General features: G+C 69.6%; 10 protein-coding genes. 7 read left to right on the forward strand and 3 right to left on the reverse strand.

The window, feature by feature from the left end:
• Positions 1-62 precede the first annotated feature (62 nt).
• Complete coding sequence (locus tag KOI35_RS32645; protein ID WP_215792539.1) at positions 63-1,358, forward strand: tetratricopeptide repeat protein; 1,296 nt, start codon at positions 63-65, stop codon at positions 1,356-1,358.
• Positions 1,355-2,914 carry a nickel/cobalt transporter gene (locus tag KOI35_RS32650; protein WP_215792540.1) on the forward strand — a complete coding sequence of 520 codons (1,560 nt, stop codon included), beginning with the start codon at positions 1,355-1,357 and terminating at the stop codon, positions 2,912-2,914. The genes KOI35_RS32645 and KOI35_RS32650 overlap by 4 nt, the downstream gene beginning before the upstream one ends.
• 42 nt (positions 2,915-2,956) lie before the next feature.
• Here the strand turns inward: KOI35_RS32650 and KOI35_RS32655 are convergent, their stop codons facing one another.
• Entirely contained in the window at positions 2,957-3,820 is an 864-nt protein-coding gene (locus KOI35_RS32655) for a sulfotransferase domain-containing protein (RefSeq protein ID WP_215792541.1), read from the reverse strand.
• 411 nt (positions 3,821-4,231) lie between these two features.
• On the reverse strand, positions 4,232-6,736 hold the full coding sequence (gene pepN / locus KOI35_RS32660) for an aminopeptidase N (RefSeq protein ID WP_215792542.1): 2,505 nt from the start codon (positions 6,734-6,736) through the stop codon (positions 4,232-4,234).
• Positions 6,737-6,824: 88 nt separating this feature from the next.
• On the opposite strand from pepN, the gene KOI35_RS32665 reads away from it, so the two are divergent.
• Positions 6,825-7,415 carry a hypothetical protein gene (locus tag KOI35_RS32665; RefSeq protein WP_215792543.1) on the forward strand — a complete coding sequence of 197 codons (591 nt, stop codon included), beginning with the start codon at positions 6,825-6,827 and terminating at the stop codon, positions 7,413-7,415.
• Positions 7,416-8,007: 592 nt separating this feature from the next.
• On the opposite strand, the gene KOI35_RS32670 is transcribed toward KOI35_RS32665, so the two are convergent.
• A complete protein-coding gene (locus tag KOI35_RS32670; RefSeq protein ID WP_215792544.1) occupies positions 8,008-8,481 on the reverse strand; it encodes a hypothetical protein in 474 nt (157 codons plus the stop codon).
• A gap of 173 nt (positions 8,482-8,654) precedes the next feature.
• Between KOI35_RS32670 and KOI35_RS32675 the strand changes: the two genes are divergently transcribed.
• The 4 genes from KOI35_RS32675 to KOI35_RS32690 all read left to right on the forward strand — a co-directional run bounded on the left by KOI35_RS32675 (position 8,655) and on the right by KOI35_RS32690 (position 13,228).
• A complete protein-coding gene (locus KOI35_RS32675) occupies positions 8,655-9,368 on the forward strand; it encodes a FadR/GntR family transcriptional regulator (RefSeq protein ID WP_215792545.1) in 714 nt (237 codons plus the stop codon).
• Positions 9,365-10,195, forward strand: a complete 831-nt coding sequence (locus KOI35_RS32680; protein ID WP_215792546.1) for a sterol desaturase family protein — start codon at positions 9,365-9,367, stop codon at positions 10,193-10,195. Before KOI35_RS32675 ends, KOI35_RS32680 begins: the two co-directional genes overlap by 4 nt.
• 188 nt (positions 10,196-10,383) lie before the next feature.
• Positions 10,384-11,130: a lysoplasmalogenase gene (locus KOI35_RS32685; RefSeq protein ID WP_215792547.1), complete on the forward strand. Its 747-nt coding sequence runs from the start codon at positions 10,384-10,386 to the stop codon at positions 11,128-11,130.
• Between the two features lie 139 nt (positions 11,131-11,269).
• On the forward strand, positions 11,270-13,228 hold the full coding sequence (locus KOI35_RS32690) for a cellulase family glycosylhydrolase (protein ID WP_308121249.1): 1,959 nt from the start codon (positions 11,270-11,272) through the stop codon (positions 13,226-13,228).
• Positions 13,229-13,310: the final 82 nt, after the last annotated feature.

Genomic DNA, 13,310 nt, shown 5'->3' on the forward strand with positions numbered 1-13,310 from the left:
GGTTCCACCGAGACCGGCGGGCGCGCCGGCACGGGCGCGCCCGCCACCTGAAGGAGCCCACCATGACATCGTTCGCAGGGCGCACCGTCGCCATCCTGACCGTTGCGCTCACTCTGCTGACCGTCGGCGCGGTGTTCGGACTGCGCGAACCGGCCGATCCGATGAGCGAATCCACGCCCGTGCGCATCGACCGCCTCGCTCAAACAATCAATCTCGCTCAACAACGACTGCGCGCGCTCCCCGGCGACCACCGCACGTGGGCCGAGCTCGGCCTGGCCTACGTCGAGCGGGCCCGGGTCACCGCCGACCCCGCCCTGTACCCGCGGGCCGAGGCAGCCCTGCGGCGTTCGCTGAAGGTCCGCGACAACTCGGACGCGCTCACCGGGCTCGGCGCCCTGGCCAACGCGCGGCACGACTTCGCCGGAGCGCGCAACTTCGCGCAACGAGCACTGCGCACGAACCCGTACGACGCGAACGCGTACGGCGTGCTCGCCGACGCCGAAACCCAGCTCGGCCACGGCACCGCGGCCACCACCGCGATCCAGCACATGCTCGACCTGCGGCCGGGCCTGGCCGCGTACGCGCGCGGCTCCTACGACCTGGAACAACGCGGACGCCTGCCCGAGGCCGAGTACCTGATGCGCCGCGCCCTCGACGCCGCCGTCGACCCGGCCGACATCGCTTTCTGCCGCGGCCAGCTGGGCGACCTCGCCTGGTTCCGGGGCGACCTCGGCACGGCCGCCGCCGAATACGATGCCGGTCTGGTCGCCGACCCGTCCTTCGCCCCGTTGCTGCGCGGGCGGGCCCGGGTGGCCGCGTCCACCGGCCGGACCGCGCAAGCCGTCGCCGACACCGCCACTGTCGCCGCGCGCACTCCGACGCCCGAGACGCTCATGGCGTACGCGGAAATGCTCCACCTGGCGGACCGCCCGGCCGACGCCGCACGGCAGCTGACCCTGGCCGACGCCGCGCACCGCATCTTCGTGGCCAACGGCGGCCGCGACGACCTGACCACCGCCCAGCTTGCCCTGGCCCGAGGTGACGTCACCACGGCCGTGACCGCCGCCCAGGCCGAGTGGCGCCGCCGCCCGTTCGCCGAGGTGGCCGACGTCCTGGCTCAGTCCCTGCACGCCGCCGGCCGTGACGACGAGTCGCGCACCTACGCGCAGACGGCCGTCACGCTGAACCCCGGTAACGCCGCGTTCGCCTTCCACCTGGCGCAGGCGCAGCTGTCCCTCGGCGACCACGCCGCCGCCCGCACCTCGCTCACCCGTGTCCGAGCACTCAACCCGTACTTCTCACCGGTCGCCGGCCCGGTCGCCGCGCGCGTGCTGTCCGACCTGGAGGCGCAGTCGTGAAACGTCTGCTTGTCGTGGCGCCGCTCGCCGTCATCGGGGTCGTCGCGCTGCCGGCCGCCCCGGCCGCCGCCCATCCGCTGGGCAACTTCTCGGTCAACCGCTACGCCGGGCTGACCGTGCACCCGGACCGCATCGACGCGCTGGCCGTAGCGGACATCGCCGAGCTGCCGACACTGCAGGAACCGCCGGCATCGTGCACCGAAGCCGCCCAAGCGCTCACCGTTTCCGTCAACGGCGACCCAGTTTCCTGGACGATCATGCGCGCCGCGCTCACCTACGCGACCGGAGCCGGCGGCCTCCGCACCAGCCGCCTCGAGTGCCGTTTGTCCGCACCGACATCCGTCGACGCCCCCGCCCACATCGACGTGTCGAACCAGTTCCGCCCCGACCGCATCGGCTGGCGCGAACTGACGGCCACCGGCGCGGGCGTGCATCTGAGCAACTCACCGTTGCCCGCCGTGAGTCTCACCCAGGAACTACGGCACTACCCGACCGACCCCCTGGCCTCTCCGTCCGACGTCCGTGCAGCATCCTTCACCGCCGAGCCCGGATCCTCGCCGGTCGGCGCCGGTGCACCCGGCGTGCCCGGCGTGCCCGGCGTTCCCGGCAGCACGGCCGCGCTTGATGCCGTGAGTCGCCCGAGCGGCCTTCTGGCCGGAGCCGAGCGACGGTTGGAAGACCTCGTCGGTGGAACCCGGCTGACGCCGATCGTCGGCCTGCTGGCCGTGCTCCTGTCGCTTCTGCTGGGCGCGGCCCACGCGGCCCTGCCCGGTCACGGCAAGACGGTGATGGCCGCGTACCTGGCCGGAAGCCGAGGTCGCCCCCGCGACGCCGTCCTGGTCGGAGCAACCGTCACCTTCACCCACACCGCGGGCGTCATCGCGCTCGGCCTCCTGTTGACCGCGGTCTCCGGCCTCGCCGGCGAGACAGTGCTCAGCTGGCTGGGCCTGACCAGCGGCCTCCTGGTAGCCGCCGTCGGAGCAGGCGCCCTCATCTCCGCCCTGCGCCGGCGCCGCACAACGGCGCACCACCACAGCAACGCGCACTCGCACACGCACGCCGACGGCAACGCGCATTCTCATGCGCACGGCGGCGGCAACGCGCATTCTCATGCGCACGGCGGCGGCAACGCGCATTCTCATGCGCACGGCGGCGGCAACGCGCATTCTCATGCGCACGGCGGCGGCAACGCGCACTCTCATGCGCACGGCGGCGGTCACGCGCACTCGCACGATCACGGGCCGGGCAAATGGGGCATCGCCGGAATCGGCATCGCCGGCGGTCTCGTCCCGAGCCCGTCCGCGCTGATCGTCCTGCTGGGCGCGGCGGCTCTAGGCCGGACAGTCTTCGGAGTCCTTCTGGTACTCGCCTATGGACTGGGCATGGCCGCGACCCTCACCGCGGCCGGCCTGCTGCTCGTCCGGCTGCGGCACCGCCTCGAGGGCCGCTGGCGTCTGGCCGCTCGCTGGCGTTCCGTCTCACCACCGGCCACCGCAGCGCTGATCATCGTCGTCGGACTGGGCCTGGCCGGACGAGCCCTGGCCGGGGTCGCCTGACCCGCCCAGCCGGTCCTTACTTCTGCTGACGCCGGCCGGTCCTTACTTCTGCTGATAAGACGGGTATCCGAGACGCTCCACCAGGTCACCGGTCACCTTGTCGAAGGCCGCGTAGATGTCATCGTCGAAGTGGTTGGCCCAGTCGCCGGCCTGCCCCTTGCGATAGTGCGAGACCGTCGCCGTCCCGGACCGCTCGTTCATCTTCGCGAAGCTGTATTTCTCCAGCACCTTGGCCAGCGCATCCGGCGGCAGGTTGATGCCGCAGTGCCGCAGCAGCGACTCCATCTCGGCCGCCTGATCCTCACCGGTCAGGTCTTCGTATTTGACCAGCCGCACCTCTTCCGACGCGGGCGCCTCGACCCACGAGCGGATGGCGCCGAACCGGTTCTTCTTCGCCATGTCGCCGATCAGCCAGAGCATGCCCTCCTTGCGCGGCTTCTCGAGCAGCACCTTGCGCTGCTCGAGCACGTCGCCCATCGGGCCGTGCGAGTTGCGCGTGGAGAAGTAGCTCGAGACGACCATGTCGCGCGGGTCACGCATCACGAAAAACGCGCGGTATCGCTCAGGTTTGGGCATCTTGTCGAACCGCGGGCGCGGGAAGAACAGCGACAGCCCGATCCGGTTCGGCGGCACCACCCGCGGGTGTTTCCAGTCATAGAACCGGGGGTCGTAGGTCAGCATCCCGGAGTGGCGGTAGACGAGCGGGTCGCTGAAGACCGCCTTGATCCACTGGCTGGCGGTCTTGCGCACCGCGCAGTGGTAGACGTTCTCGAACTCGCTCCGGGTCGCCACCGGCACGGTGAGCCGAAGCCGGCCGTTGTACGCCTCGGCCTGCGCGCGGCGCGCAGCAACGCGCACCGGCTCCGGCAGTCGCTGCTTGGCGAACATGACAGCACTGTTGAACATCGTCTGAGCCCGTGTCCTTTACTTGCGAAATCGCGGGAGACGCTTCACGACAGGGGGGTTCGCCTGGTCAGAGTCGCGCGGGGGTCAAGATGATCTTGCGTGACCTGGCGTTCAGGGACTTTACAACAAAATCGATCAAAATAGTGAGTGCGGGCGCTGGGAGCTTCCTGAAACGTGAAACCCGACCCCTCCCCGTAATCGGATGTTTCGACTATGTCCGAAATAGCCACTCAGGACAACGACGCACTCCGCCGCTTGTCACCGCCGGTTCGCGCATCTTCGCGCAAGGTCAGGCCCGTTTCCTCCCGTACGCATCCACAGGCCGGACAAATCACCAAGCGCGCCGGTCCACGTAGGGGGCCAGCGCCGCCTCCTCGGATCGGCCGGCGGGCGGATCACGACCTTTCCCGTTCAGCCCCGGGCGCGGAGCATGCGGCTCAGTTCGTCGGCGTATCCGAGCACGGTCTGCCGGACCACCGGCGCCGCCCCGGCCACGGCTCGCTGCGCGCGCCCGGGGAAGTCGGCGGTGACGCCGAAGCGGGGGAGCAGGCGGGACGAATAGACCATCGCCGGGATCATGCCGCCACGGTCCAGGCTGGGCAGCAGGCTCAGGTAACGCTCGCCGTAGCCGGCCAGGATCGCCTCCTGACCCGGTCGCCAGAACGCCCGCATGACGGCACCGATCATGGTGACCGGCACGCTCCGGTCCACGGCCACGGCCTGCCAGACCGCCGCCTTCTCGTCCGCGTCGGGCCGGGCCGCCCGCACCGCGAGGGCCCGGAACGAGGCATCGGGATCCGAATCGCGCGCGAGTAGATCCCGTACCGGAAAATCGGTCTGATCTCCCAGCTCGGCCCGGCGTTCCAAGACTCGCCAAGCCAGGTCGGCGTCACTGGTCAGCTCCGGGGCCAGCCGGTCGAGCGTGTCGAGCGTGGTCGCCGACCGGACGAGACCGCGCAACGCCACCTGACGGCGACCGGGCTGCTCGGCGAGTTGAGCGCAGACTGCGCGCAGAGTGTCCATGAGTGCGCGCCGGTGCGCGTCTCCGGCCCAGAACTCGGCGGCGTCGCCGGCCCGGCGCAGATACTGCTCGATCACCCCGTCGGACGTCTCGGTCGCGAGCACGGAGGCCAGGCAGCGCACGGCTTCCGCGGGCGTCGCCTCGCCGTTCGTGAGCATGTCCCACACCGTGGCCACGGCCACCCCGCGCGACACCGCGGTCGGCAGTGACCCGGCCGCGCCGACCAGAATCGCGCGGTCGCCCGGCGACGGACGCGCGGTGATGAAGCTCAGATCCTCATCGTTGATCAGGTGCAGGTCGGCGCCGCCGGGCAGGTCCACCGGAGTGCGCGGTCCCCGCACGTCCACGGTGGTGAGCGCAACACGCACCAGACTGTCCGGGGCGTGCGCAAGAGTTTCCGCCGCGCTCGTCAGGTTGTTCGTGGCGTGCGCAATAGTGTCCGCGGCGCGCGTCTGGGTGTCCGCGGCGAACACATACGAACCGATGGCGAGCACCTGCGGCCGCGGGGGTCCGGCCGGTCCGCGACCCGACAGCGTCCCCTCCGACAGCACGAACCGATCGACCCCGGCCATGTCCAGCCAGCCGGCCCGCCAGGCGTCGAGGTCGCGGCCGGACACGGTGGCCAGGGCGTCGATCAGGTCCTGCAAGGTGGTGCTGCCCCAGGCGTGCCGGGCGAAATAGGTCTTCATACCGGCGACGAAGTTGTCCTCACCGACGTACGTCATCAGCTGACGCAGCACGGCCGCACCCTTGGGATAGGTGATCTCGTCGAAGATGCCCGCGGCCTCGGCGACATCGCGCACCGGCTGGCGGATCGGGTGCGACAGCGGGCCCTGATCGGACTGATAGGCGACCAGCTTTCCGCCCGCCAGCAGTCCGACCCACGCGTCGGTGTGCCGGGTGGCGTGCGCGGCCGCCCAGAAGCACGCGAACTCGGCGAACGCCTCGTTCAGCCACAGGTCGTCCCACCAGCGCATCGTCACCAGGTTGCCGAACCACATGTGCGACATCTCGTGCAGCATCACGACGGCGAAGAACTCCTGCTCGGCCGGGGTCGGCGCGCTCCTCCGCAGGAACGTGTCCTCCCAGGTCACGCAGCCCCAGTTCTCCATCGCCCCGCCGAACTCGGGCACGAACACCTGGTCGTACCGGCGTTGCGGGAACGGCCGTCCGAAGACGTCGCCGAAGAACTCGAGGCCCTGCGCGGTCACGGTGAAGATCTCGTCGGCGTCGCGGTCGAGCATCGGCGCCAGCGAACGCCGGCAGAACAACCCCAGGTCGTACCCGCCCACACTCCGCCGCACCTGGTGAAACGGGCCGGCGTTGACCACGCAGTTGTAGGTCGAGAGCGTCGGAGTATCGGGAAACGTCCATTCCCGTACGCCGTCACGCGCCTCGACAACCGCATCACCGCTGTTGGAGGTGACCGTCCAAGCCTCGGGCGCGGTGACCACGAAAGCGTGCGGTGCCTTCAGGTCGGGCTGATCGAAACAGGCGAACAGGTAGCGCGCTTCGTCGGGCGCGAACGTCGTCCACACGTACACCTCACCGTCGCCCGGGTCGACCGCCTTGTGCACGCCGGGGCCGTCGGTGGTGTCGGACTGCACGCTTTCGACGCGCAGAATGTTGCGTTCGCGCAGTCCGGTGAGCGCCAGCCGGCCGTCCACCGGCGGCGGAAGTTGCTCGCCGTTGAGCGTTGCGGACACCACCGGCGCCACGCAGTCGGCGAAGGTCTGCGCGCCGGGTGAGCGGCACATGAACGTCACGGTCGACACGCAGGCCACGGCCGGGCCGGTGGGCAGGTCGGTGAGGTCGACCGCGATGTCGTACCGCTCGACGGCGATCAGGGCCGCGCGTTCCACGGCCTCGGACTGCGTCAGGCTCCGGGGACTCATGCGCCCGATCGTAGATATGTGTTTCGCCCGGCGCGCCCCGGTTAAACCGGACGCAGTGATCATCGTCAACGGATGCGAGGGATGACCAGTGGTCGTACTTCTGTCGATCTTCCTGCTCGGCGGGGCGCTGCTGGCCCCGCTGGGAATGCTCGCCCGGCGCCAGCACGACCGGGCCGGGGAAACGGCGCCGGTGCTGGCCGAACCGATCGAGGACCTCGCGGCCGAGGCCGAGGCGGTCGGTACGGCGGCGCAGCGGGCCCAGCAGGAAGCGGACGAGGTGCGGCACCGTGCGGACGTCGCGGAGTGGACCCGCGACCAGGCCGAATATCGCTATCGCGAGGCCCAGTACGGCCCGCGCCCCGACGGCCAGGAGCCGTCGCGCCTGGTCGAGCGGGCGGCGTTGGACGCGTACGGGCGCGGAGAACTCTCGGCGTCCCAGCTGGACGCCATCTGGCAGCAGGTCCCCGGCGCGGACATCGACGTGCGCGACGACGCCGTCCGCAACGCCCGGCAACTGTACGAACGCGCAGTCGCCGACGCCGCCAACGCACGCCAGCAGGCCTACGTAGCCGGTGTGGCCGCCGAGGTGCTGGCCGAGGAACAGCGCGCCGCGGCCGGCGAGCTGTCCGCCGCCCGCCAGTCCGCCGGCGCCGGCCTGCCCAGCTTGTTCGCCCCGTAGCAGCTGACGCCACCGCGGTCCTTGTCCGCCACGGACCAAACGAGCACCGTTCGCTCATCCGCAATGACCGGCTGATCGCCAGCCCCGTCGGTTGTCCACAACAGTCAAGAGGCGCCGCCCGGTCGTCCGCGGCGGGGTGTTGCGCGCTCGGTCAACTGTTCGCGGCGCGCAGTTGGGAGCGCCCGGCGATTGTCCGTGACGGCCGGTGGCGAGCGTGCAGCGGTTGTCCGCGGCGTGGTGTTCGTGCGCTCGGTCAACTGTTCGCGGCGGGGCAGTTGTGAGCGCTTGGCGGTTGTCCGTGACGGACGATGATGTGCGCCAAGCGGTTGTCTACTGCGGACGTTTCTAGCGCTTCGCCGGTTGCCCGCGACGGGCAGTTGTCCGCGACGGGCAGTTGTCCGCGACGGACAGTTGTCCGCGACGGGCAGTTGTCCGCGACGGGCAGTTGTCCGCGACGGGCAGTTGTCCGCGACGGGCAGTTGTGAGCGTCGGCGGTTTGGCCGCAACGGTCAGCTGTGAATGTCCCGGCGTTGCACGCGGCGGATGGTGCGTGCCGGGCGGTTGTCCGTGGTGGACGTTGTGGCGTTGGGCTTTATGAGCAGTGGCGGGAGACGGGGGAGAGCCATTCGGTCAAGGTGGGGCCGAGGGCCTTGTCGACGTCCTTGCTTGTCTTGATGGTGGCGAAGAACTTGGCGTCGGTTGACTTCTTGTGCATCGCTTCGGCGGCCTGTTTGCCGTCGGCCTTGAGCTGGGCGTCGGCGCTTGACGCGGTTGCCTCCTGCACGGCGGTGGCGAACGAGGCGAGCGTCTGCTGAGCGGTGGCGATCGTCTTGCGGTCGGCCACGAACTTGGTCAGGGCCTCGGCGAAAGGGGCCATGTTCTTCCCGTACGCCTGCCCGAGCGCCTCGCACGTCGTCCGGATCGCGGCCGGCGCGGTCGACGCCGCCGGGGCGGCCGCCGCGCCCGGGGTGCCCGCCGCCGTGCTCGCCGGCCCCTTCGCGGTGCCGCAGGCCGCGGCGGTGAACAGCAGGCCGCCGGCCAGCAGGACGGGAACAGTGCGGCGCATCGAGCACCCCCAGGATCGGAAGAGAACGGAACGACGGAGCTGGGAGCGCTCCCATCGATCCAGCACGATACGACGCGGAAACATAAATGTCGATAACGGTGCCCCGAGAGGCCTCGGAGCCAACTGGTCCAACCAGTTGACGGGTTGATGTGAGGGCGGGCACACTGCGGGGCATGACGTTCGATCCGATCGCTCGGCATTCCGTCTCCGACCAGGTGTTCGGGCGGCTGCGCGACGCCGTGGTCAGTGGCCGCTACACCGCGGAGGAGCCGCTGCCGAGCGAGCGCGAGCTCGCCACGCTGTTCGGGGTCAACCGGCACGCCGTCCGCGAGGCGCTGCGCCGGCTTCAGCAACTCGGACTGGTCCGGGTCAGCCAGGGCGGCGCGACCAAGGTGCTCGACTGGCGCTCGACCGCCGGCCTCGACCTGGCCATGACGCTGGCCGGCGCGCAGGACGTGCTGCCGGTGGCCACGCTCGGCCGCGATGTGCTCGAAATGCGCGCGTGTATCGGGGCGGATGCTGCACGTTTGTGCGCGCTACGGGCAGAACCCGCCGCGCGCGAGGCGATCGCTGCGGCGGTGGAGGCGTACGGGAAAGCCGCTCCTGATCTTGATCGTATGGGCGCGGCCGACCGGGATCTGTGGCGGCGCATCGTCGAGGGCTCGGGCAACATCGCCTACCTGTTGGCCTTCAACAGCCTCACGGCGGGCACGCTGGCGATCGGTTCGGTGCCGGCCCACCGGCGTACGGCGGAACTGCTGGACGTGACCGCCCACCGCAACCTCTCGGAACTGATCGCCGCGGGCGACGCTCCCGGAGCCGAGGCCGCCGCACGCGCGCTGCTCGCCGTCCCCGTCCTGGATGAAGTGAGGAGCCCCCGCCGATGATTCCCGCCGTTCTCTATGCCGTGCCGGCGTTTCTGCTGCTCATTGTCATGGAGGTGCTGTCCTACCGGTTCCTGCCGGATGACGAGGAACGCGGGTATGAGGCTCGCGATACCGCCACCAGCCTGTCCATGGGTCTGGGCAGTCAGGTGATCGGTGTGCCGTGGAAACTGTTCACCGCGGTCGCTTTCGCCGGCCTGTACGTGCTCAGCCCGCTCAAACTCGACCCGCACGACTGGTGGGTGTGGGTGTTGTTGTTCTTCGCGGACGACTTCGCCTACTACTGGTTCCACCGGCTGCACCACGAAGTGCGCGTTTTGTGGGCGGGTCACGTCGTGCACCATTCGAGTCAGTTCTTCAACCTGTCGACCGCCCTGCGGCAGAGTTGGACGCCGATGACCGCGCTGCCGTTCTGGCTCGGGCTGGCGCTGCTCGGCATGCCGCCGTGGATGATCTTCCTGCAGCAGTCGATCAGCCTGGCCTACCAGTTCTTCCTGCACACCGAGCGGGTCGACCGGCTGCCGCGGCCGTTGGAGTGGTTTCTGAACACCCCGTCGCACCACCGTGTGCACCACGGCTCGAACGATCCTTATCTCGACCGCAACTACGGCGGCATCCTGATCGTCTGGGACCGGATGTTCCGCACGTTCGAGCCCGAGGGCGAAAAGGTGAACTACGGGCTGACCACCAACCTGACCACGTTCAATCCGCTCAAGGTGGCGACGCACGAGTACGCGGCGATCTGGCGCGACCTGCGCACCGCGTCGACGTGGCGCGCGCGGGCGGGTTATGTCTTCGGGCGTCCGGGGTGGAAGCCGGCCGGCGCGTGACTCCGGAGATTCCCGCCGTACGCCCGGACTCCGAGACGGCCGACGACGGTCCACGAGTTGACCCGGCTGCGGCGCGGGCGGGTGGCGACGGTCCGCAGGCTGACGTGGGTGCGGCGCGGGCGGGTGGCGACGGTTTACGGGTTGATTCGGCTGCGGCGGGGGGCGACCGTCCGCGCGCCGGTTCCGGAATGCTTGGCGCCGGTCTGCCGCTGTTGTTGTTCGCGGTGGCCGCCGTCGCCGAGGTGATCGCGGTGGCCGCGGACTGGACCGCCGTGCAGTGGGTGGCCAAGCCGCTGCTGGCTCCGCTGCTGATCTGGCACCTGCTGAGCCGGTCTCGCCCGGGCCAGGCGGTGATCGTGGCACTGGGCTTTGCCATGGCCGGTGACATCGCCCTGCTCGTGCCGGGTCAGGCGGCGTTCCTGGTCGGGATGCACTTCTTCCTCGGCACCCAGATCAGCTTGATCTTTGCCTTCGTGGGGTGGCGCCGGAGTCGACCCGCCCGCCCGGGGTCGGCCCGACCTTACGCGACCCGCAGCAGCCAAGAAGAGTTGTCCACAGGCGCGGCATCGTCCACAGGCGGCCTTGACGAGCGCCCCGGATTCGGTTTGCCGCGTGCGGGCGCGGCGTGGGTGGCGCCGATCGGCTACGGCGTGCTCTGGGTGGTGGCGAACGCCCTGCTCTGGGGCCAACTCGGAGCGCTCCGCCTCCCCGTGCTCGTCTACAGCCTCGCCCTGGTCACGATGGCGGCGGCCGCGGCGGGTGTCTCGCGCCGAGTGGGGATCGGGGGCGCGTTGTTCCTCGTGTCCGACCTGCTGATCGGTATCGGCGCGGCCGGGCTGCGGGTGCCGGGGCATGACGTGGTGGTGATGACGACGTACGCGGGAGCTCTGGTCTTGATCGTCACGGGGTGGAACCGGCGCGCGGCCGACGTCTGAGCGGATGGAATCGGCAAGGAGTTTCGAAACTCTTGTCCAAGATGACGAACGCATTAAATACTGTCGATGGGAGCGCTCCCACCTCCTTGCGCGACGTTGCGCTTCGTTCCCGATCCCCGTCCTCGATCCGGGAGTTCATGTGCTACTCAAGAAAGCCACTGCGTGCCTGGCCGCCGCCATCGGCCTGACACTGGCTCTACCAGCGGTAACGGCCGGCGCCGCCCCAGCGCCGGTCGACGTGAAAGCCGCCGCCGCAGCAGCGGCCGGCAGCGACTGGCTGCACACCGAGGGAAACCAGATCGTCGACGCCGCGGGCAACCCGGTCTGGCTCACCGGCGTCAACTGGTTCGGATTCAACGCGTCCGAGCGCACCTTCCACGGCCTCTGGTCGGCCAACATCACCGAGGTCACCAAGGCGATGGCCGACCGTGGCATCAACATCGTCCGGGTGCCGATCTCGACCCAGCTGCTGCTGGAGTGGAAGAACGGCCAGGCCACCGCGCCCAACGTCAACACCTACGCCAACCCGGAGCTGGTGGGCATGAACAGCCTGCAGATCTTCGAGTTCTGGCTGGGGCTGTGCGAGCGGTTCGGCCTCAAGGTCATGCTCGACGTGCACTCGGCCGAGGCCGACAATTCGGGGCACGTCTATCCGGTCTGGTACAAGGGCGCGATCACGCCGGAGCTGTACTACCAGGCGTGGGAGTGGGCCGCTACCCGCTGGAAGAGCAACGACACGATGGTCGCGTTCGACCTCAAGAACGAGCCGCACGGTACGCCCAACGACACCACCCGCGCCAAGTGGGACAACTCGACCGACATCGACAACTGGAAGAACACGGCCGAGACCGCCGCCCGCCGCATCCTGGCGATCAACCCGAACGTGCTGATCCTGGTCGAGGGGCAGGAGGTCTACCCGCGTGAGGGCAAGACCTGGAGCTCGCCGAACACCAACCCCGACCTGTCGCCGAACTACTACTACAACTGGTGGGGCGGCAACCTGCGCGGCGTCAAGGACAACCCGATCAACCTGGGCGCCAATCAGGACCAGTTGGTCTACTCGCCGCACGACTACGGGCCGCTGGTCTACAACCAGCCGTGGTTCGACAAGCCGTTCGACAAGACCACGCTGACCAACGACGTGTGGCGCCCGAACTGGCTCTACATCCACGAGAACGGCACCGCGCCGCTGCTGATCGGCGAGTGGGGTGGCCGGCTCGGTCAGGACGCTCGCCAGGACAAGTGGATGACCGCCCTGCGTGACCTGATCGTCGAGAACAAGCTGCACCAGACGTTCTGGGTGCTCAACCCGAACTCGGGCGACACCGGCGGCCTGCTCCTGGACGACTGGAAGACCTGGGACGAGCAGAAGTACGCCCTGCTCAAGCCCGCGCTGTGGCAGTACGGCAACAAGTTTGTGAGCCTCGACCACGAGGTTCCCCTGGGCGGCACCGGCAGCACGACCGGCATCAGCCTGGGCCAGCGTTACAGCACCGGTGGTGGAGGCGGCGACACGACGGCGCCGTCGGTTCCGGGTCAGCCCGCCGCCGGCGGCATTTCCGGTACGGGCGTCACCCTCACCTGGGCGGCGTCGACCGACAACGTAGGAGTTACCTCGTACGACGTCCTCCGCGGCAGCACGGTCATCGCCACGGTTTCCGGCACCACGTACGCGGTCACGGGCCTGACCCCGTCGACGGCGTACACGTTCAGTGTCCGCGCCCGCGATGCGGCCGGTAACGTCTCGGCGGCGTCGGCCGCACGCTCGGTCACCACCACGGCCGGCGGCGGGGGCGGCACCGATCAGGGTTGCTCGGCCACCTACAAGACGACAAGTTCGTGGTCGGGCGGTTTCCAGGGCGAGGTTTCCGTACGCAACACGGGCACCACGGCCGGCCGAGGCTGGACCGTGAACTGGACGTACCCGAGCGGCACCACGGTCGCCTCCCTGTGGAACGGCGTGCTCACCACGCCCGCCGTCACGGTCCGCAACGCCGACCACAACGGCGCCCTGGCCGCGGGCGCAAGCACATCGTTCGGCTTCATCGGCAGCGGCCCGGCCGCCACCCCGGCCACGGTGAGCTGCACGCTGAGCTGAGCGAAGTTGAGCGAATGAGCAGTTGAGCGAAGATGCGCGGATCGGGTACGCCCCGGTCCGCGCACTCTTGCTCGAAGGTGCG

Origin of the sequence: Paractinoplanes bogorensis, assembly GCF_018829635.1 — a bacterium.
In the GTDB taxonomy this organism is placed as follows: domain Bacteria; phylum Actinomycetota; class Actinomycetes; order Mycobacteriales; family Micromonosporaceae; genus Actinoplanes; species Actinoplanes bogorensis.